This window comes from Pseudoduganella lutea, from assembly GCF_004209755.1.
Taxonomy (GTDB): Bacteria; Pseudomonadota; Gammaproteobacteria; order Burkholderiales; family Burkholderiaceae_D; genus Rugamonas; species Rugamonas lutea.
In genome coordinates, this window is sequence record NZ_CP035913.1 from 2,948,885 (window position 1) to 2,975,079 (window position 26,195).

28 protein-coding genes are annotated in these 26,195 nt (G+C 64.6%); 15 read left to right on the forward strand and 13 right to left on the reverse strand.

The window, feature by feature from the left end; genetic code table 11:
- Positions 1–62: 62 nt before the first annotated feature.
- The 3 genes from EWM63_RS12365 to ettA all read left to right on the forward strand — a co-directional run bounded on the left by EWM63_RS12365 (position 63) and on the right by ettA (position 3,187).
- Positions 63–527: a GNAT family N-acetyltransferase gene (locus tag EWM63_RS12365; RefSeq protein WP_130186791.1), complete on the forward strand. Its 465-nt coding sequence runs from the start codon at positions 63–65 to the stop codon at positions 525–527.
- Positions 524–1,432, forward strand: coding sequence for an EamA family transporter RarD (rarD, locus tag EWM63_RS12370; protein WP_130186792.1), 909 nt, complete (start codon positions 524–526; stop codon positions 1,430–1,432). Before EWM63_RS12365 ends, rarD begins: the two co-directional genes overlap by 4 nt.
- A gap of 87 nt (positions 1,433–1,519) precedes the next feature.
- Positions 1,520–3,187, forward strand: a complete 1,668-nt coding sequence (gene ettA / locus EWM63_RS12375; protein ID WP_130186793.1) for an energy-dependent translational throttle protein EttA — start codon at positions 1,520–1,522, stop codon at positions 3,185–3,187.
- Between the two features lie 153 nt (positions 3,188–3,340).
- Here ettA and EWM63_RS12380 read toward each other — a convergent pair whose 3' ends face one another.
- Both EWM63_RS12380 and EWM63_RS12385 read right to left on the reverse strand, forming a co-directional pair.
- Positions 3,341–3,925 carry an outer membrane beta-barrel protein gene (locus tag EWM63_RS12380; protein WP_130186794.1) on the reverse strand — a complete coding sequence of 195 codons (585 nt, stop codon included), beginning with the start codon at positions 3,923–3,925 and terminating at the stop codon, positions 3,341–3,343.
- A 226-nt stretch (positions 3,926–4,151) separates the two neighbouring features.
- Positions 4,152–4,748: an alpha-ketoglutarate-dependent dioxygenase AlkB family protein gene (locus tag EWM63_RS12385; RefSeq protein ID WP_130186795.1), complete on the reverse strand. Its 597-nt coding sequence runs from the start codon at positions 4,746–4,748 to the stop codon at positions 4,152–4,154.
- A gap of 175 nt (positions 4,749–4,923) precedes the next feature.
- On the opposite strand from EWM63_RS12385, the gene EWM63_RS12390 reads away from it, so the two are divergent.
- Positions 4,924–5,496: a putative pterin-binding protein gene (locus EWM63_RS12390; protein WP_130186796.1), complete on the forward strand. Its 573-nt coding sequence runs from the start codon at positions 4,924–4,926 to the stop codon at positions 5,494–5,496.
- 70 nt (positions 5,497–5,566) lie between these two features.
- On the opposite strand, the gene EWM63_RS12395 is transcribed toward EWM63_RS12390, so the two are convergent.
- From EWM63_RS12395 to EWM63_RS12430, 8 genes are all read right to left on the reverse strand, one after another.
- Positions 5,567–5,929: a hypothetical protein gene (locus tag EWM63_RS12395; RefSeq protein WP_130186797.1), complete on the reverse strand. Its 363-nt coding sequence runs from the start codon at positions 5,927–5,929 to the stop codon at positions 5,567–5,569.
- Between the two features lie 159 nt (positions 5,930–6,088).
- Positions 6,089–6,925 carry a Rossmann-like and DUF2520 domain-containing protein gene (locus EWM63_RS12400; protein ID WP_130186798.1) on the reverse strand — a complete coding sequence of 279 codons (837 nt, stop codon included), beginning with the start codon at positions 6,923–6,925 and terminating at the stop codon, positions 6,089–6,091.
- Positions 6,925–7,509, reverse strand: coding sequence for a DUF924 family protein (locus EWM63_RS12405; protein WP_130186799.1), 585 nt, complete (start codon positions 7,507–7,509; stop codon positions 6,925–6,927). The genes EWM63_RS12400 and EWM63_RS12405 overlap by 1 nt, the downstream gene beginning before the upstream one ends.
- Before the next feature lie 144 nt (positions 7,510–7,653).
- Positions 7,654–8,394 carry an MgtC/SapB family protein gene (locus tag EWM63_RS12410; RefSeq protein ID WP_130186800.1) on the reverse strand — a complete coding sequence of 247 codons (741 nt, stop codon included), beginning with the start codon at positions 8,392–8,394 and terminating at the stop codon, positions 7,654–7,656.
- A gap of 1 nt (position 8,395) precedes the next feature.
- Positions 8,396–8,656, reverse strand: coding sequence for a hypothetical protein (locus EWM63_RS12415; RefSeq protein WP_165390813.1), 261 nt, complete (start codon positions 8,654–8,656; stop codon positions 8,396–8,398).
- Positions 8,653–10,455 carry an aminopeptidase P family protein gene (locus tag EWM63_RS12420; RefSeq protein ID WP_207221274.1) on the reverse strand — a complete coding sequence of 601 codons (1,803 nt, stop codon included), beginning with the start codon at positions 10,453–10,455 and terminating at the stop codon, positions 8,653–8,655. Before EWM63_RS12420 ends, EWM63_RS12415 begins: the two co-directional genes overlap by 4 nt.
- Positions 10,456–10,654: 199 nt before the next feature.
- Positions 10,655–11,671, reverse strand: a complete 1,017-nt coding sequence (locus EWM63_RS12425) for an alpha/beta fold hydrolase (RefSeq protein WP_130186802.1) — start codon at positions 11,669–11,671, stop codon at positions 10,655–10,657.
- A 122-nt stretch (positions 11,672–11,793) separates the two neighbouring features.
- A complete protein-coding gene (locus tag EWM63_RS12430) occupies positions 11,794–12,498 on the reverse strand; it encodes a Crp/Fnr family transcriptional regulator (protein WP_130186803.1) in 705 nt (234 codons plus the stop codon).
- Positions 12,499–12,615: 117 nt separating this feature from the next.
- Here EWM63_RS12430 and EWM63_RS12435 point away from each other — a divergent pair, with 117 nt between their 5' ends.
- From EWM63_RS12435 to EWM63_RS12475, 9 genes are all read left to right on the forward strand, one after another.
- Positions 12,616–14,562 carry an AMP-binding protein gene (locus tag EWM63_RS12435; RefSeq protein WP_130186804.1) on the forward strand — a complete coding sequence of 649 codons (1,947 nt, stop codon included), beginning with the start codon at positions 12,616–12,618 and terminating at the stop codon, positions 14,560–14,562.
- Complete coding sequence (locus tag EWM63_RS12440; protein WP_207221275.1) at positions 14,559–15,398, forward strand: ABC transporter ATP-binding protein; 840 nt, start codon at positions 14,559–14,561, stop codon at positions 15,396–15,398. Before EWM63_RS12435 ends, EWM63_RS12440 begins: the two co-directional genes overlap by 4 nt.
- Positions 15,394–16,290: a branched-chain amino acid ABC transporter permease gene (locus EWM63_RS12445; RefSeq protein WP_207221328.1), complete on the forward strand. Its 897-nt coding sequence runs from the start codon at positions 15,394–15,396 to the stop codon at positions 16,288–16,290. Before EWM63_RS12440 ends, EWM63_RS12445 begins: the two co-directional genes overlap by 5 nt.
- A 1-nt stretch (position 16,291) precedes the next feature.
- Positions 16,292–17,350, forward strand: coding sequence for a branched-chain amino acid ABC transporter permease (locus EWM63_RS12450; RefSeq protein ID WP_130186806.1), 1,059 nt, complete (start codon positions 16,292–16,294; stop codon positions 17,348–17,350).
- Positions 17,351–17,373: 23 nt separating this feature from the next.
- Positions 17,374–18,669, forward strand: coding sequence for an ABC transporter substrate-binding protein (locus EWM63_RS12455; protein ID WP_130186807.1), 1,296 nt, complete (start codon positions 17,374–17,376; stop codon positions 18,667–18,669).
- A complete protein-coding gene (locus EWM63_RS12460; RefSeq protein ID WP_130186808.1) occupies positions 18,666–19,466 on the forward strand; it encodes an ABC transporter ATP-binding protein in 801 nt (266 codons plus the stop codon). Before EWM63_RS12455 ends, EWM63_RS12460 begins: the two co-directional genes overlap by 4 nt.
- On the forward strand, positions 19,463–19,822 hold the full coding sequence (locus tag EWM63_RS12465; protein ID WP_130186809.1) for an MmcQ/YjbR family DNA-binding protein: 360 nt from the start codon (positions 19,463–19,465) through the stop codon (positions 19,820–19,822). Before EWM63_RS12460 ends, EWM63_RS12465 begins: the two co-directional genes overlap by 4 nt.
- Positions 19,819–21,096, forward strand: coding sequence for a phenylacetate--CoA ligase family protein (locus EWM63_RS12470; RefSeq protein ID WP_130186810.1), 1,278 nt, complete (start codon positions 19,819–19,821; stop codon positions 21,094–21,096). The genes EWM63_RS12465 and EWM63_RS12470 overlap by 4 nt, the downstream gene beginning before the upstream one ends.
- A gap of 123 nt (positions 21,097–21,219) precedes the next feature.
- Positions 21,220–21,792 carry a hypoxanthine-guanine phosphoribosyltransferase gene (locus EWM63_RS12475; RefSeq protein ID WP_130186811.1) on the forward strand — a complete coding sequence of 191 codons (573 nt, stop codon included), beginning with the start codon at positions 21,220–21,222 and terminating at the stop codon, positions 21,790–21,792.
- On the opposite strand, the gene clpP is transcribed toward EWM63_RS12475, so the two are convergent.
- Positions 21,784–22,386, reverse strand: coding sequence for an ATP-dependent Clp endopeptidase proteolytic subunit ClpP (gene clpP / locus EWM63_RS12480; protein ID WP_130186812.1), 603 nt, complete (start codon positions 22,384–22,386; stop codon positions 21,784–21,786). The genes EWM63_RS12475 and clpP overlap by 9 nt on opposite strands.
- Before the next feature lie 138 nt (positions 22,387–22,524).
- On the opposite strand from clpP, the gene EWM63_RS12485 reads away from it, so the two are divergent.
- Both EWM63_RS12485 and EWM63_RS12490 read left to right on the forward strand, forming a co-directional pair.
- Positions 22,525–23,343 (forward strand): sigma-70 family RNA polymerase sigma factor, encoded by an 819-nt coding sequence (locus EWM63_RS12485; protein WP_130186813.1) that lies wholly within the window; start codon positions 22,525–22,527, stop codon positions 23,341–23,343.
- Positions 23,344–23,411: 68 nt separating this feature from the next.
- Positions 23,412–24,098: a hydrolase gene (locus EWM63_RS12490; protein ID WP_130186814.1), complete on the forward strand. Its 687-nt coding sequence runs from the start codon at positions 23,412–23,414 to the stop codon at positions 24,096–24,098.
- 110 nt (positions 24,099–24,208) lie between these two features.
- On the opposite strand, the gene EWM63_RS12495 is transcribed toward EWM63_RS12490, so the two are convergent.
- Together EWM63_RS12495 and EWM63_RS12500 are read right to left on the reverse strand one after the other, a co-directional pair.
- A complete protein-coding gene (locus EWM63_RS12495) occupies positions 24,209–25,162 on the reverse strand; it encodes an NAD(P)H-dependent flavin oxidoreductase (protein ID WP_130186815.1) in 954 nt (317 codons plus the stop codon).
- Positions 25,163–25,269: 107 nt separating this feature from the next.
- Positions 25,270–26,178 carry an MBL fold metallo-hydrolase gene (locus tag EWM63_RS12500; RefSeq protein ID WP_130186816.1) on the reverse strand — a complete coding sequence of 303 codons (909 nt, stop codon included), beginning with the start codon at positions 26,176–26,178 and terminating at the stop codon, positions 25,270–25,272.
- Positions 26,179–26,195 lie beyond the last annotated feature (17 nt).

Below are 26,195 nucleotides of genomic sequence, written 5' to 3' on the forward strand. Positions count from 1 at the left end.
AGCCGCCGCTGGCGAACGCATGCTGCGCGGTTGTGTTAAGGTCGCGCCCCGAAGGATGACAGATGACCATTGAAAAAACCATCGCGCATACCGCAAACATCGGCCAGGCGACCGGCGCCGATGCGCCCCGCCTGTTCGAGGTATGGGAAGCTTCCGTGCGCGCCACCCATGATTTCCTTGACGAAGAAGCGATCGCCACGCTGGTGCCGCTCGTGCGCGACATGGTTGCCACGTTTGCGCCACTGTACTGCCTGCGCGACAGTTCCGGCGCGCCCTATGCGTTCATGGGCGTGGCCGACGGCAAGATCGAGATGCTGTTCGTGCATCCCGACCACCGTGGCAACGGCGCCGGCCGTGCGTTGACGGCGTTTGCGATCGGCACCCTCGGTGCCCGCAGTGTGGATGTCAACGAGCAGAATGGCCAGGCCGTCGGCTTTTATGCGCGCCTGGGCTTTCGCCAGGCAGGCCGCTCGGAGCACGACCCGTTTGGCCATCCCTATCCGATCCTGCACCTGGAGCTGCCATGAAACAAGAAGGCCACAACGACGAAGGCCATGGCGCGGGTGTGCTGAACGCCACCATGGCGTTCCTGCTGTGGGGCCTGTTCCCGCTGTACTTCCACGCGATCGGCGGGGTGCCGCCAATGGAAATCCTGGCCCACCGCATGGTGTGGTCGCTGCTCTTCCTGTGCATCGTGCTGACGGTGCGGCAGCAGTGGAAATGGCTGCCGGAAGTCTTGAAGCAGCCGAAGATCGTGGGAACGTTCGCGGCCAGCGCGCTGCTGCTGTCGGCCAACTGGTTCATCTATATCTGGGCCGTGAACAACGGTCACGTGATCGATGCCAGCCTCGGTTATTTCATTACGCCGCTGCTCAATGTGCTGCTCGGGCTGTTCGTGCTGAAGGAGCGGCTGCGCCGCGGCCAGTGGCTCGCGATCGGCGTGGCCGCCGCCGGCGTGGCCTGGCTCACGTGGCAGGCCGGCGCGCTGCCGTGGATCGCGCTGGTGCTGGCGGCCACGTTCGGCGCCTACGGCCTGCTGCGCAAGACCGCCGCGCTGGCGGCGCTGGAAGGCCTGTCGTTCGAGACGCTGCTGCTGTTCCCGCTGGCGGGCGGCTACGTGATCTGGCTGACGGTGCACGGCGCCAATACCTTCGTCAACACGCCCAGCGACTGGACACGCGCGCTGCTCGTTGCCGCCGGCCCGATCACCGCGATCCCGCTGCTGCTGTTCGCCGCCGGCGCGCGCAAGATCCCGCTGTCGGTGCTGGGCATGCTGCAATACATCGCGCCGACGATCCAGATGATCCTCGGCCTCATCGTGTTTCACGAAACGTTTACCAGAGCGCGCCTGGCCGGCTTCATCGTGATCTGGAGCGCGCTGGCGCTTTATATGGCGGAAGGGTTCATCGCGTCCCGCCGGACGCCAGCCTGACTGGCGGGTCACTGGCCCTCCCGCACCGTTTGGCGTATCCTTGTTGACCTTCTTTACAGTCACATCACTCAATTCGAGAATTTCTCAATGGCAAATTACGTCTATACCATGAACCGCGTGGGCAAAATCGTCCCGCCCAAGCGCCAGATCCTGAAAGACATTTCGCTCTCGTTCTTCCCGGGCGCGAAGATCGGCGTGCTGGGCCTGAACGGCTCCGGTAAGTCGACCTTGCTGAAGATCATGGCCGGCATCGATACCGACATCCAGGGCGAAGCGCGCCCGATGCCGGGCCTGTCGATCGGCTACCTGCCGCAGGAACCGCAGCTGGACCCGGAAAAAACCGTGCGCCAGGAAGTGGAATCGGGTCTGGGCGAAGCCTTCGAGGCGCAAGCCAAGCTCGACGCCGTGTACGCCGCCTATGCCGAGGAAGACGCCGACTTCGACGCACTGGCCGCCGAGCAGCAGCGCCTGGAATCGATCATTGCCGCCGCCGATGGCGGCAACCTGAACCTGCAACTGGAAATGGCCGCCGACGCGCTGCGCCTGCCGCCGTGGGAGGCGAAGATCGGCGTGCTGTCCGGTGGTGAAAAGCGCCGCGTGGCGCTGTGCAAGCTGCTGCTGTCCAAGCCCGACATGCTGCTGCTCGACGAACCGACCAACCACCTGGATGCCGAATCCGTCGAATGGCTGGAGCAGTTCCTGCTGCGCTTCCCGGGCACCGTGGTGGGCATCACCCACGACCGCTACTTCCTCGACAACGCCGCCGAATGGATCCTGGAACTGGACCGCGGCCACGGCATTCCCTGGAAAGGCAACTACAGCTCCTGGCTGGACCAGAAGGGGGCCCGCCTGCAGCAGGAAGAAGCCACCGAATCGGCACGCCAGAAGGCACTGAAGACGGAACTGGAATGGTCGCGCCAGAACCCGAAGGCGCGCCAGGCCAAGTCGAAGGCCCGCCTGGCCCGTTTCAACGAACTGTCCGAATACGAATACCAGAAGCGCAACGAGACGCAGGAGATCTTCATCCCCGTCGCGGAACGCCTGGGCAACGACGTCATCGAGTTCAAGAACGTCTCCAAAGCATTCGGCGACCGCCTGCTGATCGATAACCTGTCGTTCATCGTGCCGCCGGGTGCGATCGTGGGCATCATCGGCCCGAACGGTGCCGGTAAATCCACGCTGTTCAAGATGATCGCCGGCATCGACACGCCGGACAGCGGTGAAGTCGTCATCGGCAAGACCGCGAAGGTTTCGCTGGTCGACCAGAACCGCGATGAACTGGGCAACAACAAGACCGTGTTCGAGGACGTGTCCGGCGGCGCCGACATGCTCTCCGTGGGCCGCTTCGAGATGCCGTCGCGCGCCTACCTGGGCCGCTTCAACTTCAAGGGTGGCGACCAGCAAAAGCTCGTCGGCAACCTGTCCGGCGGCGAACGCGGCCGCCTGCACCTGGCCAAGACGCTGCTCAAGGGCGGCAACGTGCTGCTGCTGGACGAACCGTCGAACGACCTGGACGTGGAAACGCTGCGCGCGCTGGAAGACGCGCTGCTCGAGTTCGCCGGCTCGGTCATGGTGATCTCCCACGATCGCTGGTTCCTGGACCGCATCGCCACGCACATCCTGGCCTTCGAAGGCAATTCGCAAGTCACGTTCTTCGACGGTAACTACCAGGAATACGAAGCGGACAAGAAGAAGCGCCTGGGCGAGGAAGGTGCCAAGCCGAAGCGCATCCGCTACAAGCCGCTCACGAACTGATCCTCGGAAGCATCAACGAAAACGGACTCCCTCGGGAGTCCGTTTTTTTGCTCTCTTCTCTCACGAAGAAACCTGTTCCGGTGAGGCGGGCACAAGGACATTGGCGGCTCCCTTTCGAACCACCGTTGTCGCGCCCGGCCTCGATCGGTGCGCTTAGAAGCTGTAGCGCGCGTTCAGCGACACGGCGCCCTTGCTGCGGCCCACGTCGATGTCGTTCTTGCCGTAGTGCTCGTATTCCAGCGACAGGGCGACTTTTTCGTTCACGGCGTATTCGGCACCCAGCGACGCGTACACCGAATTACGGCTGCTGTCGCCGTTATAGGCGGCGGCCAGGCCGGTGGCGCTGACTTCATTCTTGTTGTGGGCCACGCCCAGCTTGCCGAACACGTTGACCTTCTCAGCCACCGGGTAGCTGGCCTTGCCCGCCAAATAGTACGACTTCGAATCCGCTTCGGCACGGCCATTGGCGCCGTTGACCGTGTAGGCGTAATCAGACTTGCCGAAGTCGGTGTAACCGGCTTCCACGGCAAACATCGGATTGATCTGATAGCCGGCGAAGAACTTGCCACCGTATTCGTGCTTGGCGTTGTCGACGCCGGACGTGTCGTTGCGCGCCTCATAGCGATGCTCGGAAACGACGCCACCGATACCGACATAAGGCTGGCCTTCCGCGGCATGGGCGGACACTGCACCAAAGGCGGCAGCGGATGCGACAAGGGCAAGAATGGTGTTTTTCATGATTGATCTCTCAGCAAAAATTGGTTGTTGTTCACAGTGCTGCGGGATCGCTGTTCAGCATGTGTGGAACCGCGACGAGACCAAGATAACACCGCATCTCATTTATAAAAGGTCCATTTCCGTAATAATTGTTAGCAGATGTAATGGCTATTGAAAGGGCGAAAACGCGCCCAAACTGGCGGCGTTTCCTTAAGAAACCCTAATAAAGCTTAGTCGCGGAAACGACTTACCGAATCAGCCGGAAGGTGAGGTTGATGCGCATACCGCGCGGCTTTGTTTCCTTGTTGATGCCGTGGCGCCAGTGCCGTTGCAACGTGCCGGCCATCAGCAGCAGGCTGCCGTCCGTCAGGTCGAGTTTCACGGTTTTCGCCAGCTTCCTGTGCTTCAGGATGAAGGTGCGGGTGGCGCCGAACGTCACCGATGCGATGGCGGGTTCGGCGCCCAGTTCCGGTTCGTCGTCGCTGTGGAATCCCATGCTGTCGCGTTCGTTGCGATAGCAGTTCAGCAGCACGCTGTTGTAGCGCTTGCCGGTGGCGTCCTCGACGGCGCGCCGGATCTCCAGCAGCAGTGGCGTGAAGGGCAGCGGGTGGAACGTGCGGCCGGAATACGTGTAGCTGGCCTCGCCGTACCATGCTGACAGCCGTGGCTGCTTCTGCGCCTTGCCGAACAAATAAATGGTTTCTTCGCGCCACGTGATCTCGTCGAGCAGGCGATGCAGCAGCACGTCGTTGGGCTGGGCGAGTGGCAATTGCGACAGGAAGGACAGTTCGCCATCGTCGATGGGGATCGGCTGCAGGGTCGCTTCGGCGGAAAACAGGTCCATCCGGCTATGATAAGGGACGCTTGAACAAGGGGACGCTTGAACAAGTGGACGCTTGAACAGGTGGACGCTTGAACAAGTGGACGCTTGAACAGGTGGACGCTCGAACAAGTGGACGCTCGAACAAGTGGACGCTTGGACATAGCGAACGGCGCAACGATAACAACGAGGAATCCTGATGGAGAAACGCACGTTCCTGGCAGCACTGGCGGCCAGCGGCGCGGCACCAGTACTGGCCGCACCGAAGAATGCGCAACGCGGCCCGACGCTGCTGACGGTCACCGGCGCGATCCCGAAAGCCAACCGCGGCAAGTTCGACCCGGTGGCGGACCAGATGATGTTCAAGCAGAAGCTGTCGTTCGACAAGGCATGGGCGTTCGACTACGCGGCGCTGGCTGCCCTGCCCGCGCTGTCGATCCAACCCACGCTGGAATACGACAGCAAGGTGCATACGCTGTCCGGCCCGCTGCTGACCGATGTACTGAAATCTGCCGGTGTTACCGTCACCGACGGCACCCGCATCACGCTGCGCGCCGTCGATGGCTACGCGGCGGTGGTCACCGGCGCGCAGGCACGCCAGCATCGGTTCATCGTGGCGACACAGCTCGATGGCGCACCGATGGCGCTGGGCGGCCTTGGCCCGCTGTGGGCCGTTTACGATGCGGACCGGGTACCCGACATGGCAAAAAGGCCCGTGGCCGAGCGCTTCGGCTCGTGCCCCTGGGCCCTGTACCACATCGATATTGCCTGACGAACAAACTGGGGACGTACCCTGGTTTTCAGGAAATTTCCTGAAAACCAGGGTACGTCCCCAGTTTTACTTATGCGTAGGCTTCAGCCAGCGACATGACGCGCGGCGTGTAGGTGATGCCCACGTCGCCGAAGATCTTCGTGATCTGTGCCATATTGGTCTCGCACTCTTCCAGCTTCCAGCCCTTGAACAGGTCGGTGCCGTCTTTCTGGAAGTGCAGGTCGAGTACCTTGCCGCGGTCCTTGTGCGTGTAGCCGGAGCTGTGGGTTTGCTGGAAACCGGCGGCGGCCAGCGCTTCGATCACGGCGACGGGCGGATTGTCCGGGTCGGTCGCCAGGTAGACACCATAGGTCTTGCCCGGCGGTTTCGCAGCGATATCGACTTCGTAGATGCCGGGCGCCTTGGTGACGGTCGTGGATTTCAGAAATAACATACAGATCCCCTGTCCGGCGCGGCGCCGGTTGATTGGAAGTAATAAAGAGGACCTAGCTTATTGCTTTCGGAAAATTTTGTCGATCATTGCGACAGAATTTTTTGCTCCCGCGCAACAGTTTGACGACAAGGCGACAAGATTGCAAGCCGCTCAAGGCGCTCACGCCGAGGCGGTTTTTGGCACCTTGCGCGCAGCCAGTGTTGCCGTTGGCGGCACCAGCGCGCCATACAGCGTGCCCGTATCGGCATCCCAGGCTGACACGGCCGCCTGCTGCCGCTGCACGGTCGCGTAATCGCCCCGCGCGACCGGGCCGGACAAGGCTTGCGCCGGCCCCATCCGGAACACGTTCGACAGCGATTCCTGCGCCAGCGGGCGCGCCAGCTCGCGCGCCACGTCTTCGGGAATGCCGGCTGCCTGGTAGGCACGCAACGCGGCATCGAGCACCGTGACGAGGTAGTTGCTCGCAAACACGGCCGCGGCGTGGTACACGGTCTTGGCTGCCGGGTCGATCGCCACAGGCCGGGCGCCAATCGCTTCCAGCGCCGGCACGAGCAGCGCCAGCGCTGCCTCGTCGCCCTCGATGCCGCAAAAGGTGCCGGCAAACGCGGCCACCACGGCTGCCGGGTCGGCGAAGCTGCGGATCGGATGCACGCTGGCGAGCCGTGCCCCGCCCTGCCGCGCCGCCTCCAGCGTGCCGGATGCCAGCGCGCCGCTGCAGTGGAACACAGTGGCGCCCTGCAATGGGCGGCTGGCCGCGAGCGCCGCGCAGGCGGGAACGATCTGGTCGTCCGTCACCGCCAGCAAGTAGACGTCAGCCACCGGCAAGGCGGCGACCTCCGCGGCGGGAAACCCGGCGCCAATGAACGCCACGCCCTCCTGCGCCGAGGCGGCCGACCGGGCCAGCACGCCAACGACGTCGAACGTGCCCGCCGCGTGCCACAGGCGCCCGAAGGTGCGGCCCACGTGACCGGCGCCGATGATGGCCAGCGTCGGCATCAGAACCCGGACCCCGGCGTTTCCAGGAACGCCAGTTCTTCCGGCGTGGACGCGCGGCCCAGGATGGCGTTCCGGTGCGGGAAGCGGCCGAACTTGCGGATCACGTCGCGGTGGCGCTTTGCATAATCAAGCATGCTTTCAAAGCCGGTGGACGAGGCCGCCAGCTTGTCGAACAGGATCACCGAGCGGTCCTGCATCGACAGGTTTTCCGCATGCTCGAACGGCATGTATGAAAACGCCCGCTGTACTGCGGGCAGCGTCTGGTTGGCGCCGGAATTGTCGATTGCCAGCGCCGCTTCGAGCGCCAGCGTATCGCCGGCGAACGCCTTCGGCGTGCCGCGGTAGATGTTGCGCGTAAACTGGTCCAGCACGAGGATGCGCGCCAGCGCGCCCTGCGTGCCTTCGTCGTCCCACTGCCGCAGCCCACCCGCCAGCGCATCCTCGACCGCATCGCCGAACTCTGCGAACACGCGGCGATCGAACGCGTCGTCCTTGCGGAACCATTCCGGCCGCTGCATGTTGTGGCCCTTCACGCCGATCGGCAGGAACCAGAAATCCAGTACGTCTTGCGATGTGACGAGCATGCTTGTCCTCGAGTCAGGGCGCCAGGCGCCGGCCAAACAGAAAGTTTCAGGAAAACCGGTGACAGACACCAGTTTTTTTGCAACATATGTTCCGCAAAAACCGGTGTCTGTCACCGGTTTTTTTCACCGGGTCCAGGCGATGGTTCAGTTGCGGGCGTGGGTGAGCTGGAAGCCGTCCACCCCTTCGTAGTGCGCCATCTCGGCGGCCAGCTTGCCGAGCGGGGCACCGCTGTGCTTGCTGTGGGCCAGCGCGACGAAGCGCCATTCCATGCGGCCGCCTTCGAGCGCGATCATCAGCGAACCGCCGGCGATCTCATAGCCGCGCTCGCTCGCCATCGCGCGCAGCTTGTCTTCCGACGGTTCATAGCCCGGCTTGAAGCGCAGCGTGATGGCGATCGCGTGGCGCGACGGCAGCCAGGCCTCGATGCGCGACAGGTAGATCATCACCACGGCACACATCAAGGCCAGGCCCATCGCCGCGGCATAGAAGCCCACGCCGACGAGGATGCCGATCACGGACGACGCCCAGATCGATGCCGCCGTCGTCAGCCCGCTGATGTTGAAGCCCTCGCGCATGATGACGCCGGCGCCGAGGAAGCCGATGCCGGTGACGATGCCCTGCACGACGCGCGTGGGATCGGTGCCCACCAGCGCCGTCATCTGGCCGCCGAACCAGAATTCCGGGTAGCCGCCGATCACGGTCAGCGCCGCCGATGCCATGCACACGAGGCCATACGTGCGCATGCCGGCGGCGCGGCCGTGGTACGAGCGCTCGTAACCGACCAGCATGCCGAGCAGCAGCGCGCCCAGCAGGTTCAGGAAGATGACGCCATTCGTCACCAGTTCCGCGGACGACCAGTAGGCACCCAGCAGGTCGCGCGTCATGTCAGGCCTTCGGCGGCTTCTTGGTCAACTGCTTCTCGAATTCGATATCGTTCTTGCTGATGCGCTTGGCTATCTGCGGCCCCTGGGCATTGACGAAGGCCACGAATTCGTCGAGCTCCATCGGCGGGCACAGCGGCGGCTTGCCGGGCCCCTCGGTCAGGAAGAAATGGCCGCTGCCGGTGATCGACATCGACCAGCCCGGATTGCCGCTGCGTTGCTTCAGCCGGTCGATCGCGTTCGACGCCCTGGTGGATCGGGTCATAATGGTTGGGTCCTTTCGTTGAGCCACGCCAGCGCGGCGCCGTCCACCCAGGGGGCCAGGCGCTCGCGCACGGTGGCATGGTAATCGTTCAGCCACGCGATCTCGTCATCGCGCAGCAGCGTGCGGTCGATGCAGCGCGTGTCGATCGGGCACAGTGTCAGCGTTTCGAAACGCAGGAACTCGCCGAATTCCGTGGTGCCGTCGGCGCGGTTCATCACGAGGTTCTCGATGCGGATGCCCCACTTGCCGGGCCGGTAGATGCCCGGCTCGATCGACGTGATCATGCCCGGCTCCATCGCCGTGTGCGGCTCCGGCATCATCGATGGCGTGATCGCGTGCGGCCCTTCGTGCACGTTCAGGAAGAAGCCCACGCCATGGCCCGTGCCATGGCCGAAATCGATGCCGGCCGCCCAGATCGGCGCGCGCGCGATCGCATCGAGCAGCGGCGCCTTCGTACCGCGCGGGAAGCGGGTGGCGGACAGTGCCATCATCCCCTTCAGCACGAGCGTGAAGTCGCGCCGGTGCTCGGCCGTGATGGCGCCGACCGGCACCACGCGCGTGATGTCAGTGGTGCCGCCGATGTATTGGCCGCCGGAATCGATCAGCAGCAGGCCATCCCCGTCGATGACGGCACATTGCCCTTCGATGGCGCGGTAATGCATGATCGCGCCGTTCGACTGGAAGCCGGCAATCGTGCCGAAGCTGGGGCTGACGAAGCCCGGCCGGCGCGCCCGGGCGGCCGTGATATGGCGATCGATGTCCACCTCGTCCAGCGGTGCCTCATGGCGGCGCGCCAGCGCGCCTTCCAGCCAGCTGAAGAACTCGCACAGCGCAGCACCATCCTGTTCCATCGTGGCGCGCACGTGGACCGCCTCGGCCTCGCTCTTGCGCGACTTGGCGAACGTGGTGGGATTGATTGCTTCTACCACTTTGACGTGGCCGGGCACGGCCTGCCGCGTGCCATGCGTGATGCGGCGCGGGTCCAGCAGCAGCACCGTGCCGGGCGGCAGCTCGGCCAGCGCGGCGGCGGCGCGCTCATAAGGCGCGACGGTGACGCCGTCCGCGGCCAGCCTGGCAGCCAGTGCCGGCTTCACCTTGCCATCGGCCACGAACAGCGTGGCGTGATCGAGGGCGACCAGCGCATGCGACACAAAGATCGGGTTGAAGCTGACGTCCGACCCGCGCAGGTTGAACAGCCAGGCGATATCGTCCAGCGTGGAGATCACGTGACGGTCGGCGCCCTGCTCGCGCATGGCCGCGTGCAGCGCCGCCAGCTTGTCCGCGCGCGCCATGGTGGCATACGGCGGCATGTGCTCGACGACGGGCTCGGGCGGCAGGCCGGCGCGGCCGCGCCACACGGCGTCGAGCAGGTCGGCATCCGTGCGCAGCACAATTCCCTTTGCATCGAGCGCGCCCTGCAGCAGCCGGGCGATGGCCAGGCCCAGCACGGCGCCATCGACGGCGACCGTCTGTCCCGCCTGCAGCGTGTCGGCCAGCCAGGCCACGTAATCCGTGCTGGCGCCGGACGCGATCTTCATCAGCGCGATGCCGGTGCCGGCCAGTTCGCTTTCGGCCTGCGTCCAGTAGCGCCCGTCGGTCCACACGCCGGCGAAGTCCTGCGTGGCGATGAACGTGCCGACCGAACCGGTGAAGCCGGACAGCCATTCGCGCCCCTTCCAGCGCGGCGGCAGGTACTCGGACAGGTGCGGGTCGGACGATGGCACGATGACGGCGTCGACGCCATGGTGGTGCATGGCCTGGCGCAGGGCGGCCAGGCGATCGGGAATGGTATCGGTCATGGTGGTATCTCTTGCCGCCATCGGCAGCGGCGGTCGCGCAATGATACCGCGATTGCCACTCGTCAGTGCCCACCGTACGATCGTGTCCCCGGCTGGAACCGGGGCACGCCATGCCGCGCCTGGAACAGCTTGGCGTCTCCGCGCGGCAGGGCATGCCGTTCCCTGCCGCGCGGCGCACGGTACCCCATGCCGGAAAGCCTCAATGCAGTACCCGCGGCTGGTCCGTGTCCACCTCGCCCTGGTGCGTGGTGTACTGGAAATCCATCCGTGGCCGGTTGCCGGCGATATCGCACACGGCGCGCACGATCTCATCCTGCGCCACGTAATGCACCATGTGGCCGGCATCCTGCACCGTGTGCAGCTGGCTTTGCAGCAGTTCGCGGTGCAGCCGCTCGGCATTGTCGCCGGGGTCGACGATCTTGTCGCCGGTGCCGGTGAAGATGGTGACCGGCATCGTGATCTCGGCATAACGGTGCCGCAGGTTCGCGGCGGCCGGGATCATCAGCACCGATTCGGCGCTGGAGGCACGCAGTTGCGATGGCCGCAGCGACAGCCACTTGGGCCAGCGCTTGAAACTCTCGGCAACCGGCCGCGGACTGAACACTTTCTTGACCAGGCCCGACCAGAGCAGGCGCGAGACGAGCGGCGAGACGGTAAAACGCATCACGTCGCCCACCACCGGGATCGCGGGGCCGGACATCAGCACCACGTCGGCACGCGGCGTCGGGTAGTAATAGCCGGCCATCAGCACCAGGCCGTTGACGAGACGCGGCTGGTCCATCGCCATCGCCAGTGCCACCAGCGTGCCCCACGAATGGCCCACCACGAGGGCCTGGTCGACATGCAGCGCCGCCAGCGCCTTGCCCAGCAATGCGGCTTGCTCGGGTGGCGTCCATACCGTGCTGCGCGGCCGGTCACTGTAGCCAAAGCCGGGGCGGTCGAAGGCGATCACCGTATGATCGCGCGCCAGCATGTCGACCAGGCCGGACAGTTCAAAATCCAGCGACGTCGCGCCATTGCCGTGCAACAGCACGACGACAGGGCCGGCACCGCGCCGCAGGTAATGCAGCTTGACCCCATCGACGGTCACGAATTCCCCCGCAGGCGGATGCTCCGCCTCGGCCTGCTTGGTCTTGCTGCGCACTACCATGTAGGCGGCGGCCAGCGCACCCGCGGCCGCGGCCCACGCCGTTTGTTTTCTGCTCAGCTGTAACATGAAAAGCTCCTGGTTCACCGTGTCCGAGACAGGCTAATGCAGGAGCCGGATGGCATTTGTTAAGGCACTAACACAGAACGCGAATCGTTTACCACACGACTGGGACAGCCTCGTGACAACGCTCAAACGTGTGCTTCGAACTTGCGCAGCCCGTCGAGGTCGAGGATGCGGATACCACCGTAATCCACACGCAACAGCCCTTCGCGCTCCAGCACCTGCAGCGCCTGGTTGGCACGCTGGCGCGACGCGCCGGACAACAATCCCACCTCTTCCTGCGAGATCTGCACGAGGCGCTCGCTGCCCGGATACAGGTGCGTATTGAACAGCGACGCCAGGCAGCGGGCCACGCGGGTATCGGGATCGAGCAGCCGTTCGTGCTCGACCATGCCGATGAACTGGCCCAGCCGTTCGTTCAGTTGCATCAGCAGGAAGCGGGTGAAGGGCAGGCTGTTTTCCAGCAGCCAGTGGAACGTGGTGGCCGGCATGCGGGCGATGCGGCTGTCGCGCAGCGCCATCGCATCGTATTTGCGGCACTCGTCCTTCAGCAACGAGCCTTCGCCGAACCAGCCGCCGGGCGGCACGCCCGTGAAGGTCACGCTCTTGCCGGACGGCGAGAAGTTGTTCATTTTGACCATGCCGGCAATGATGCCGACCCAGTTGTCGACGATCTCGCCCTTGCGGCACACATAGCCGCCCTTCGGCACGAACACTTCGAACGTGGTCGCCTCCACGCGCGCCATCTGCTCGGCGGTCAATGCCTGGGCCCATAGCGCACCGCGCAATGCTTCTTTCAGGCTGGGAACCTTGTCATTCACGCTGTCGTTCATTTTGCATTGCACCATCGAAAGTGGAGCAATTGTCTTTGAAATGACAACCGCCGGGAAGAAGGGCAGTTAATATCATTGCATAAAAAGTGCGCCTCACCCTATCACCACGGGAGATACATGGACGCAATACCGGAGACATTCCCCCGCCTGCTCCTCGAGCATGGACGGGTCCGGCCGCACAAGTGCGCGTACCGGGAGAAGTACCTGGGCATCTGGCAAGCCTGGACCTGGGCCCAGGTCAACGATGAAGTGCGGGCACTGGCCTGCGGCCTGGCCGCGCTGGGTTTTACACGCGGCATGAACCTGGCCATCATCGGCGACAACCGGCCGCGCCTGTACTGGGCGATGCTGGCCGCGCAGTGCCTGGGCGGCGTGCCCGTGCCGCTGTACCAGGACGCCCCCGCGGCGGACATGGCCTACGTGCTGGAGAACGCCGAGATCCGCTACGCGATCGTCGAAGACCAGGAGCAGGTCGACAAGCTGCTCGAACTGCAGGCGGACTATCCCGGCATCGAACACATCGTCTACGACGACGAGCGCGGCATGCGCCATTACCGCCAGGGCGAACTGGTCTCGTATGCGCGCCTGCAGGAAACGGGTCGTGCCTGGGACCGGGACAACCCCGGTTTCTACGAAGCGGCGCTGGCGGCGGGCGGCGGTGCGGACAACGCGATCATCCTGTACACCTCGGGCACCACCGGCAAGCCGAAAGGCGTGTGCCAGACCCATGCGGCGCTGATCGCGGCCGGCACCGGCGGTACCGGCTTCGAGCATCTGACGGATGTGGAGAACGTGCTGTCCTACCTGCCCATGGCGTGGGTCGGCGACTGCCTGTTCTCGTTTGCCCAGGCACTCGTGGCGGGCTTCACCGTGAATTGCCCGGAATCGGCGGAAACGGTCACGATCGACCTGCGCGAGATCGGTCCGTCGTACTACTTCGCGCCGCCACGCATCTTCGAAGGCATGCTGACCCAGGTGATGATCCGCATGGAGGACGCGGGCGCGATCAAGCGCCGCATGTTCGATCACTTCATGGCGGTGGCGCGCCGCGTGGGTGCCGATATCCTCGACGGCCGCCCGGTGCCGGCCGTGGACCGGCTGCGCTACGCGCTCGGCGACCTGCTCGTGTACGGGCCCCTGAAGAACGTGCTGGGCCTGTCGCGGGTGCGCGTCGCCTACACGGCCGGCGCCGCGATCGGGCCCGACCTGTTCCGCTTCTACCGCTCGATCGGCATCAACCTGAAGCAGTTCTACGGTTCCACCGAAACCTGCGCCTATATCTGCCTGCAGCCGAATGGCCAGATCAAGTTCGACAGCGTCGGCATGGCCGCGCCGGGCGTGGACGTGAAGCTGGCCGAGAACGGCGAAGTGCTGGTCAAGTCGCCCACGCTGATGAGCGGCTACTACAAGCGCCCGGAGGCCACCGTGGAGGCGATCGATCCGCAAGGGTGGTTCCACACGGGCGATGCCGGCATCTTCGATGCCGAAGGCCACCTCAAGATCATCGATCGCGCGGCGGATGTGGGGCGCCTGAACGGCGGCGCGATCTTCGCCCCGAACTACATCGAGAACAAGCTGAAATTCTTCCCCTTCATCAAGGAGGCCGTTGCGTTCGGCAACGGCCACGATACCGTATGCGCCTTCCTGAACATCGACATGGAAGCGGTCGGCAACTGGGCCGAACGGCGCAATATCGCCTATGCCGGCTACACCGACCTGGCCAGCCACCCGGACGTGTATGCGCTGATGGCCGACTGCGTGGAAAAGGTCAACGCCGACCTGGCCGCCGATGCGGCGATGAGCGACACGCAGGTGCACCGCTTCCTCGTGCTGCACAAGGAGCTTGATCCGGACGACGATGAACTGACACGCACGCGCAAGGTGCGCCGCAAGTTCATCGCCGAGAAATACCGCGTGCTGATCGATGCGCTGTATGCGGGCCGCACGTCGCAGTACATCGAAACGCAGGTGAAATTCGAGGATGGCCGCACGGGCATCGTGGCGGCCGACCTGCGCATTGCCGACAGCCACGTCGTGCCACCGCACGTGCGGCGCGCGGCATGATGGGAGAAACCACGATGCTGATGAACGAACCCGATACGCTGTTCCAGGGCCAAAGGAAAACCGGCCCGGTGATCCTCGACCTGCGCAATATCTCGCTGTCGTTCGGCGGCGTAAAAGCACTGACCGACATTTCGTTCGACGTGCGCGAACACGAGATCCGCGCCATCATCGGCCCGAACGGCGCCGGCAAGAGTTCGATGCTGAACGTGATCAATGGTGTCTACCGCCCGCAAGGCGGCGAGATCGTGTTTCGCGGCCAGCACCGGCGCAACATGGATTGCTACGCTGCCGCGAAATCCGGCATCGCCCGCACCTTCCAGAATATCGCGCTGTTCAAGGGCATGACGGTACTCGACAACGTGATGACGGGCCGTAACCTCAAGATGACGTCGAACTTCCTGCTGCAGGCGCTGTATTGGGGCCCGGCGCGGCGCGAGGAAATCGCCCACCGCCGCAAGGCCGAGGAGATCATCGATTTCCTCGAGATCCAGCACATCCGCAAGACGCCCGTGGGCCGCCTGCCCTATGGCCTGCAGAAGCGCGTGGAACTGGCCCGCGCGCTGGCCGCGGAACCGGAAGTCCTGCTGCTCGACGAGCCGATGGCCGGCATGAACGTGGAAGAAAAGCAGGACATGTGCCGCTTCATCCTCGACGTGAACGACGAGTTCGGCACGACGATCGTGCTGATCGAGCACGACATGGGAGTCGTCATGGATATCTCGGACCGGGTCGTGGTGCTCGACTACGGCCGCAAGATCGGCGACGGCACGCCGGAAGAGGTGCGCGCGAACCCGGACGTCATCAAAGCATACCTGGGGACAGCCGATGGACATTAACTTCTTCTTTGAAGTCCTGATCGGCGGGCTGCTGTCGGGCGTGATGTATGCGCTGGTGGCCATCGGTTTCGTGCTGATCTACAAGGCGTCCGGGGTGTTCAACTTTGCCCAGGGCGCGATGGTGTTCTTTGCCGCGCTCACGTGCGTGGGCCTGATGGACAAGTTCGGCATGTCGCTGTGGCTGGCCATTCCCTGCACCATGGTTGCGATGATCGTTCTCGGCTTCGCCATCGAGCGCGTGGTGCTGCGCCCGCTCGTGAACCAGCCGGAGATCACGCTGTTCATGGCCACCATCGGCCTGGCGTTCTTCCTCGAAGGCCTGGCGCAGCTGCTGTGGGGCTCGCAGGTCCACCAGCTGCCGCTGCCGATCGAAGATGTGCCGATGCAGTCGCTGCTCGACCGCTTCAACATCGTCGTGTCGCAGTTCGACGTGATCGCCGCCCTCATCTGCGGCGTACTCGTTGCGGCGCTGGCGCTGCTGTTCGCGAAAACCAAAGTCGGCCGCGCGCTGCGCGCCGTGGCGGACGACCACCAGGCCGCGCTGGCCGTTGGCATTCCGCTGCAGCGCATCTGGGCCATCCTGTGGGCGGTGGCGGGTGTCGTGGCTCTCGTGGCGGGCCTGCTGTGGGGCGCGCGCAATGGCGTGCAGTTCGCCCTCACGTTCATCGCGCTGAAAGCCCTGCCGGTACTGATCCTTGGCGGCTTCACCTCCGTGCCCGGCGCCATCGTGGGCGGCCTGATCATCGGCGCCTCGGAAAAGCTGGCCGAGGTGTACATCGGGCCGCTCGTGGGCGGCGGCATCGAGGGCTGGTTCCCCTACGTGCTGGCGCTGCTGTTCCTGCTGGTGCGGCCGGAAGGGCTGTTCGGCGAAAAGATCATCCGGAGGATCTGACATGTTCTATCGCGAAGCGGGGCAATTCCGCACCACCTACGAGGCCGATGGCCAGATCCTGCCGATCCGGCAAGACCGCATCGTGTTGCTGGCCACGCTGGCCATCGCCGTGGTGGCGGTGCCGTTCATCGCATCGCCCTACCTGCTGTCGGCGATCCTGATCCCGTTCCTGATCTTTTCGCTGGCCGCGCTGGGCTTGAACATCCTCACCGGCTATGCGGGCCAGCTGTCGCTCGGCACGGCCGCGTTCATGGCCGTGGGTGCGTTCGCCTCCTGGAATTTCGTGGCGCGCATTCCCGGCATGCCCATGCTGCTGGCCTTCGTGCTGGGCGGGCTGTGCGCCGCGCTCGTGGGCATCGCGTTCGGCTTGCCATCGCTGCGCATCCGCGGGTTCTATCTCGCCGCGGCCACGCTGGCCACGCAGTTCTTCGTGATCTGGTGCCTGACCAAGATCTCGTGGCTGACGAACTACAGCCCGTCCGGCGTGATCACCGCCCAGCGCATCGAGATCATGGGCTACGCCTTCGATACGCCGCAGCGCAAATATGTCCTCGTGCTGCTCGTGGTGGCGCTGCTGGCGCTGCTGGCGAAGAACCTGGTGCGCTCGAACGTGGGCCGTTCGTGGATGGCGGTGCGCGACATGGACATGGCGGCCGAAGTCATCGGCATCCGCCCGATGCGCACGAAGCTGCTGGCCTTCGCCGTGAGCTCGTTCTACTGCGGCGTGGCCGGCGCGCTGTACGCGTTCGCCTACCTGGGCACGGTGGAACCGGAAGCCTACAGCCTGGACCTGTCGTTCCGCATCCTGTTCATGATCATCATCGGCGGCGTGGGCTCGATCCTCGGGTCCTTCCTCGGCGCCGCGTTCATCGTGCTGCTGCCCGTGTTCCTGAACATCGCCGCGCACGGGCTCGCGCTGCCCACCAGCGTGGCGTCGAACCTGGAACTGATGGTGTTCGGCGCCCTCATCATCTTCTTCCTGATCGTGGAACCGCACGGCCTGGCGCGCCTGTGGCAGATCGGTAAAGAGAAGCTGCGCCTGTGGCCATTCCCTCACTAAAACAAGATCCTAAGGAGACCATCATGAAGCTGTTGCCTTCCATCGTACTCGGCACCCTGCTCGCCGGCGCCATTGCTCCCGCCTTCGCGCAGGAACAGTTCGTTGCCCTGCCCTCGTACCGCGTGGGCCCTTATGCCTCGGGAGGCTCCGGCTTCTATGGCGGCATCATCGACTATTTTGCGCTCGTCAACGCAGCCGGTGGCGTCAACGGCGTGAAGATCGCCTGGCAGGAATGCGAGACGGAATACAACCCGTCGCGCGGCGTGGAATGCTACGAGCGGCTGAAGACCCAGCAGGGCGGCGCCACCCTTGTCGAGCCGCTGTCGACCAGCATCGCCTACGGCATCCTCGACCGCATCCCGCAGGACAAGATCCCGATGACGATGCTGGGCTACGGCCGCTCGGATGCCGCCAACGGCAAGGTGTTCCCCTATGTGTTCCCGCTGATTTCCAGCTACTGGAGCCAGGCCGCAGCCATGGTGAAATACCTGGCCGACAAGAACGGCGGCTCGCTGAAGGGCAAGAAGATCGTGCACCTGTACCACGACTCCGCGTTCGGCAAGGAACCATTGCCCGTGCTGGAAGCGCTGGCGAAGCAGCAGGGTTTTGAACTGGTCAAGGTTCCCGTGGCGCCGCCGGGCAGCGAGCAGCAGGCGCAGTGGCTGCAGATCCGCCAGGCGCGGCCCGATCACGTGATCCTGTGGGGCTGGGGCGTGATGAATTCGGTGGCGATCAAGACGGCGCAGCGCAACGGCTTCCCGCGCGAGAAGATCCTCGGCGTGTGGTGGGCCGGCTCCGAGGAAGACACCGTGCCGTCCGGCGACGCCGCCAAGGGCTATACGGCGATGTCGTTCAACACTCCCGGTAATTACCCGGTGCTCGACGAGATCCGCACGAAGCTGTACAAGACCGGCAAGGGCAACCTGGCCGACCAGGCCCGCATCGGCTCGGTGTACCACATGCGCGGCGTGACGGCCGGCATCCTGTTTGTGGAAGCGATGCGCACCGCGCAGGAAAAATTCGGCAAGGGCAAGCCCGTCACGGGCGAGCAGATGCGCTGGGGCCTGGAACACCTGAATATCGACCTGGCGCGCCAGAAAGCGGTGGGCGCCGCGAACATGTTCCCGACCGTGAAGACGAGCTGCGAAGACCATGAAGGCTCCGGCGCCGTGAAGGTACAGCAGTGGGATGGCAAGAAGTGGGTCGCCATCACGCCGAACTGGATCGTGGGCGACCGCGCGCTGGTGAAAAAACTCATCGACGAATCGTCGAACAAGTACGCGGCCGAGAAAAACATCAAGCCTGCGTGCATGCCATGAGCGCGCTGTCCGTCAACAACATCGAGGTGATCTACGACCACGTGATCCTCGTGCTGAAAGGCGTGTCGCTCGAGGTGCCGCAGGGGTCCATCGTGGCGCTGCTGGGGGCGAACGGTGCCGGCAAGTCCACCACGCTGAAGACGATCTCCACCTTGCTGCGCGGCGAACGGGGCGACGTGACGAAGGGCGAAGTGCGTTTCAACGGCGAGCGGGTCGACCAGCTCACGCCAAACGCGCTCGTGACGCGCGGCCTGGCCCAGGTGATGGAGGGCCGCCACTGCTTCGGCCACCTGACGATCGAGGAAAACCTGCTGACCGGTGCCTACACGCGCAAGCTGTCGCGTGCCGGACTGCGCGAGGAACTGGAGCGTGTCTACCACTATTTTCCCCGCTTGAAGGAGCGGCGTGCCAGCCAGGCCGGCTACACGTCCGGCGGCGAACAGCAGATGTGCGCGATCGGCCGCGCGCTGATGGCCAAGCCGTCGATGATCCTGCTGGACGAACCATCGATGGGCATCGCGCCGCAGATCGTCGAGGAGATCTTCGGTATCGTCAAGGACCTGAACGGCAACGAGGGCGTGTCGTTCCTGCTGGCCGAGCAGAACACGATGGTGGCGCTGCGCTACGCGGACTTCGGCTACATCCTCGAGAACGGCCGCGTGGTGATGGAAGGCGATGCGGCGGAGCTGGCGGCGAACGAGGATGTGAAGGAGTTCTACCTGGGCGTTTCCGGTGCGGGCCGCAAGAACTTCCGCGACCAGAAATTCTACAAGCGGCGCAAACGGTGGCTGTCATGAATATCGACAAGGCAAAGAAACTGTGCGCCGGGCTGCCCGGCGCCACGCAGGACATCAAATGGACATCGTGCCTCGTGTATTCGGTGGGCGGCAAGATGTTCGCCATCACCGACAGCGATCCGAAGGCAAGCCGCTTCAGCATCAAGGTCGATGACGATGCCTTCCTGGGACTCACCGACCGCCCCGGCATCATCCCGGCGCCGTACCTGGCGCGAATGAAATGGGTGCGGATCGACGACCCCAAGGCGGTATCGGACGAGGAAGCGGCCACGCTGCTGAAACGCGCCCATGAAATCATCTTCGGCAAGCTGACGAAGAAGCTGCAGAAGCAAATCGCGGAAGGCGGCGACACATGAACACGCATTTTTCCCAATCGACGCTGGACGATCTCGAAACGCGCGATCCGCATGACCGCGAGCGCGACCTGATGCGGCGCCTGCCGGCGCTGGTGGCGCAGGCGCAGTCGGCGGCTGGATGGGCGCGCATCCTGCATGGGGTGCAAGCATCGGCCATCGATCACCGTGCCGCACTGGCGCAACTGCCCGTCACGCGCAAGTCGCAGCTGAAGGAACTCCAGCAGCAGGATGCGCCATTTGGCGGGCTGACGAGCACCGCGCCCCGCGCGCTGTCGCGCATCTGCATGTCGCCCGGGCCGATCTTCGATCCCGAAGGCCGCTCGAGCGATCCGTGGCGTTTCGCGCGGCCCATGTACGCGGCGGGCGTGCGCGCCGGCGGCCTGCTGCAGAACTGCTTTTCGTATCACTTCACGCCGGCCGCCTTCATGGTCGAAGGCGGCGCCGCGCGCATCGGCTGCACGGTGATCCCGGCCGGCAGCGGCCAGACGGAATTGCAGGTGCAGGCCATGTCCACCTTGCGGCCGGATACCTATGTGGGCACGCCGTCGTTCCTCAAGCTCATCCTGGAAAAAGCCGCGGAAACCGGGGCGGACGTTTCGAGCGTGCGGCATGCGCTGCTGTCGGCCGAGGCGCTGCCCGAATCGCTGCGCGCGTGGTTCATCGAGCGCGGCGTGCCGCACGTGTGCCAGGCGTATGCATCGGCCGATGCCGGCAGCATCGCCTACGAGACGCGCACCGACGGCGTGCTCGATCCCGGCATGGTGCTGGACGAGGAAGTGATCCTCGAGATCGTCAAGCCCGGCACGGGCGAACCGGTCGCGCCGGGTGAAGTGGGCGAAGTGGTGCTCACCGTGTTCCATCCCGACTATCCGCTGATCCGCTTTGCCACCGGCGACCTGTCCGCGCTGCTGGTCGGCGCGACGCCGGCCGCCGGCGCCCACACCAATGCGCGCCTGCGCGGCTGGCTGGGGCGCGCGGACCAGACGACGAAAGTGCGGGCGATGTTCGTGCATCCGTCGCAAGTGCACGAGATCGCGCACCGCCACGGCATCGGCAAGGCGCGGCTCGTGGTGTCCGGCACGATCGCCGATGAAACGATGACGCTGCAGTGCGAGGTGGACGATCCCGCCGCCAGCATCGCGGCCGATAACGGCGCGGCAATCGTGGCCACCTTGCGCAACGTGACGAAGTTGCGCGGCGAAGTGTTTTTTGTACAACGCGGCAGCCTGCCCAACGACGGCAAGGTGATCGACGATCGCCGCCGTTATGACTGAAGGCGCCACCGATACAGAAGAGACACTCAGCCAGTACCGTTGAAACAGGGCCGGACAACCGCATCGTTATCGCGGATAATTGGCGCACTTTTCAACTGTACTTTCCACGTCATTTTTTACCCCATGCAAGAATTTCATCATCAACGGGCCCGTGCGCTGCTGGACAACGCCGAGGAAATCTTTACCGCCCAGCAGGTGTCCGACGCCGTGCGCCAGGTGGCCGGCGAGCTGAACACGCGCTTCAACGCACTCGAGGAATTCCCGCTCGTGCTTGGCGTGATGGGCGGCGCCGTCGTCTTCACCGGCAACCTGCTGCCGCAGCTGACGTTCCCCCTCGAATTCGACTATATCCACGTGAGCCGCTATGGCGACGAAGACCGCGGCGGCGAAGTCGTCTGGAAGGTGGTGCCCCGCTCGAATGTCGAAGGCCGCACCGTGATCGTCGTCGACGACATCCTCGACGAAGGCGAAACGCTGGCCCACGTGAAGCAGCGCCTGCTCGACATGGGCGCCAAGGAAGTTGTCATTGTTGTCTTCGCGGACAAGGCGATCGGCAAGACCAAGCCGGTGAAGCCGGATCTGGTGGGTCTCGTCATTCCGAACCGCTTCGTCGTCGGTTATGGCATGGATGCCTACAATTACTGGCGCAACCTGCCCGGCCTGTGGGCAATCAACAACACCGATCTGTCAAGCTGAGCGGTCCGCATTTCCTCGTTCCCATAGCACCTCGTCCACCAGGCCGTACTCGACGGCCTGCGTGGCGGACATGAAGTTGTCGCGATCCGAATCGCGCGCGACCCGCGCGATATCCTGTCCCGTGCGTTCGGCAAAGATGTGGTTCAGCCGTTCGCGCAGGTGCAGCACCTCCCTTGCCTGAATTTCCACATCCGCCGCCGTGCCCTGCGACCCGCCGCTGGGCTGGTGGATCATGATGCGCGCATTGGGCAGCGCAAAGCGCTTGCCTTTCTCTCCCGCCGCCAGCAGGAACGCGCCCATGCTGGCCGCGAAGCCCGTGCAGATGGTCGCCACCGCCGGCCGGATGAACTGCATCGTGTCGTAAATCGCCAGGCCCGCGTAGACGGACCCGCCGGGCGAGTTGATGTAGAGTGAAATATCCTTGCCCGGGTCTTCCGATTCCAGGAACAGCAATTGCGCGACGACGAGATTGGCCGATTCGTCCGTCACGGGGCCGACGATGAAAACGATGCGTTCACGCAGCAGGCGCGAGTAAATGTCGTAGGCACGCTCGACGCGGCCGGTGTTTTCGATGACGGTGGGGATCATGTGCATGGCGGCTCCTTTGTATGACTGAATTGGCTGTCCGTGCCGGCTTGACGCTGCACGCCCTGGCGGCGTGACGGATTTATTTTTCACCAGGGTTGTCACGTTTCGCCGGGTTCGCGCGTCAACGGCGCAAAGGAGGATGAGATGAACGATTCCATTGCCGTATTCGAGGCGTCGCGCCGGCGCCTGCTGTCGATCGCCTACCGGATGCTGGGCAGCCTGGCCGAGGCGGAGGACGTGGTGCAGGACACGTGGCTGCGCTGGCATGCCGCCGGGGCGGCCGACCTGCAAGCACCGGTCGCCTGGCTGACAACGGTGGCGACGCGGCTGGCGATCGACCGCCTGCGCCGCAGCAAGCGTGAAACGGCATTGCCGGACCCCTGGCTGGAAGAAGGGCTGCCTTCAGCGGCGGACGATGTCGAACGGCTGTGCGACCTGTCGTATGGCGTGTTGCTGATGCTGCAGCGCCTTTCGCCCGACGAGCGCGCCGCGTTGCTGCTCCACGAGGTGTTCGACGTGCCGCATCAGGAAGTCGGCCGCATCCTCGGGCTCAAGACGGAACATTCGCGCCAGCTCGTGCGCCGCGCAAGGGCCCGCGTGCAGGCGGGACCGGTCCGGCGCGGCGCCAGCGCCGACAGCGCCCACCTGGCGCATGCGTTCGTCGATGCGATCCGGCGCCATGACGAAGAGGCGGTGGTGCGGCTGGTGCGCGGCGTGGACATCGTCGGCCTTGCCGATCACGTGGCGCCGCGCGCATTGACGGCCCGCGGCACGACGGCACGGCTGCAATGCGTCAATGGCGGCTGGGGAGTGGCGGTGCTGCGCTACGGGCGCATCGATGTGCTGCTGAGCATCGAGGATGGCGGGAAACTGTATGCGGTGCGGCCGCAGGTGGTGCGGCAATGCGGGCTGGACGTACCGGCAACGACACCCTTGATCGGGGCGGCAATGTCTCCCACCTAAGGCCAATGGGCACCGGGGGTTGTCTGGACTACCATTTTCCGCACAATTAACCCTTCGGAGCGCCTCACATGAGCAACCCAAAACTGGAAGTCCTGACCCCGCAAAACAGCCAGCTGATCTTCATCGACCACCAGCCGCAGATGGCCTTCGGCGTGCAGTCGATCGACCGCCAGGTGCTGAAGAACAACACCGTCGGCCTGGCGAAAGCCGCGAAGGTGTTCAACATCCCGACCACGATCACCACCGTGGAAACGGAGAGCTTCTCGGGCCACACCTACCCGGAACTGCTGGACGTGTTCCCTGGCCAGGACATCCTGGAACGTACTTCGATGAACTCGTGGGACGACCAGAAAGTGCGCGACGCGCTGGCCAAGAACGGCCGCAAGAAAGTGATCGTGGCCGGCCTGTGGACGGAAGTGTGCAACACCACGTTCGCGCTGTGCGCGATGCTGGAAGGCGACTACGAGATCTACATGGTGGCCGATGCTTCGGGTGGCACGTCGAAGGAAGCGCACGACATGGCCATGCTGCGCATGATCCAGGCCGGCGTGGTGCCCGTGACGTGGCAGCAGGTGCTGCTGGAATGGCAGCGCGACTGGGCGCACCGCGATTCGTACGACGCCGTGATGAAGGTCGTCAAGGAACACTCGGGCGCGTACGGCATGGGCGTGGACTACGCCTACACGATGGTGCACAAGGCACCGCAGCGCACCACCTCCCAGCACGAAACGCTGGCGCCGGTGGCGGCGAAGTAACAGCAAAGGGGGCCGCGGCCCCCTTCTTTCATCCTCGTCGGCGCACCGGCAAGGTGCCTCCAACCCGAAGGCAAACACTGGGGTAAGCGGATGTATCAGCTTTCGAGAGATCAAAGCCCTAAACGTTTACGTGCCGCCTCGTACTCCGCCTTCAGCCGCTCGACCATTTCCGCGGTCGTGGGCACGTCGTCCATCAGGCCCACGCCCTGGCCGGCGCCCCAGATGTCGCGCCACGCCTTCGCGCTGCCGGAGCCAAAGCTCATCTTGGTCTTGTCCGATTCCGGCAGTGCCTCCGGATCGAGGCCCGCGGCCACGATCGATTTCTTCAGGTAATTGCCGTGCACGCCCGTGAACAGGTTCGTGTAGATGACGTCGGCTGCCGAAGATTCCACGATCGCGTTGCGGTAATCCTCCGTCACGTTCGATTCCTTCGTGGCCAGCCAGCGCGAGCCGATGTACGCGAAGTCGGCACCCATCGCCTGCGCGGCCAGGATCGCATCGCCCGTGGCGATCGAGCCCGACAAGGCCAGCGGACCATCGAAGAACTTGCGCACTTCGCCGACCAGCGCGAACGGCGACAGCGTGCCCGCATGGCCGCCGGCGCCCGCCGCGACCAGGATCAGGCCATCGACACCCGCTTCCAGCGCCTTTTGCGCGTGGCGGATCGAGACCACGTCGTGCAGCACGATGCCGCCGTAGCTGTGGATCGCGTCGAGCATCTCCTTCGGCGGCGCGCGCAGCGACGAGATGATGATCGGCACTTGGTGTTTCACGCAGACTTCAACGTCGTGCGCGAGGCGGTCGTTCGACTGGTGCACGATCTGGTTGACGGCGATCGGCCCCACTTTTGCGCCCGGGTTGGCCGCCTGAAATTCCGCCAGCTCCTTCTGCAGGTCGGTCAGCCACGTATCGAGCAGCTCGGCCGGGCGCGCATTGAGCGCCGGGAACGAACCGACGATGCCGGCCTTGCACTGCGCCGCCACCAGGGCGGGGCCGCTGGCGATGAACATCGGCGATGCAATCACGGGAAGGGACAGGTTTTGCAGCACGGAAGGCAAGGCCATGGTCGACTCGCTGTTGAAGTGGATGGGTTATTCGGACAAGCGATTATAGACTTATAAAAGTACGATCGTGCGAATTCTAGATGGAACGCTCTACCAATGCTGAGCAGTCAAACGTTCACCAGGTCGTCGCCCTCGACCTTGGCGGCCAGGCCCCGCACGAGCTGCTTGACGGCCCAGGCGGCGAGCTCTTCCTCGGACTTGTGCAGGTGCCGGCGGTTGGTCTCGACGACGAGCGGGATCGACGCCAGCAGCGCCTGCACGCCGGCGACGGGAATGCGCTGGCGCTCCAGCAGCAGGAACTTCAGCAGCACTTTGACCGCGTACTCGGCGTTGTTGGAGGGTTTCGAGGACAGGAAATCGAGCCGCCGGCGCGCCCGCGCCAGCGACGCTTCCACGTCATCGAACATGGCGCCGTGGCCAGGAATCACGAGGCGCACGTCGAGCGAGGCGATCAGGTCCAGCGTGGCGCCCGCTTCGGCGAAGCCTTCCTCGCCTTCCAGTTCCGGAAAGATCACGCCGAAGCCGTTCTGCCACAGCGCATCGGCGGAGACGAGAATCCGGTGCTCGGGGCAATACCAGATCAGTGAGTGCGCATGGTGGCCGGGCGCGCCCAGCACGTGCCACGCGAGGTCGCCCGCCATCACCACGTCGCCCGGCGTGACGACACCGTCGATGGTGAAGCGCGGGCATTGCTGGCCCGTGGCGCGGAACGTCAGCGCATCTTCGTCCCAGTGCCGCACCTTGGTTTCCTCGGCGGCCGGCACGAATGTGTCGCAGCCGAAGTGCGCCTGCAGCAGCGCATTGCCGCCGCAATGGTCGGAATGCAGGTGCGTGGTGAACAGGCGGTCCAGGCGGCGGCCCGGCAGCGCGTGCCGTACCAACTCGAGTGTCTGCGGCGCGTGCGTGACATAGCCGCTGTCGATCAGCGCCGTGTCGTGGCGACCGACCAGCAGCACATTGTTGGCGGAGAGCCAGCCACGTTCGAACACGCGGATGGAGTCGGGTAAGGTCATCATATTTTCAGGGCAGCGGG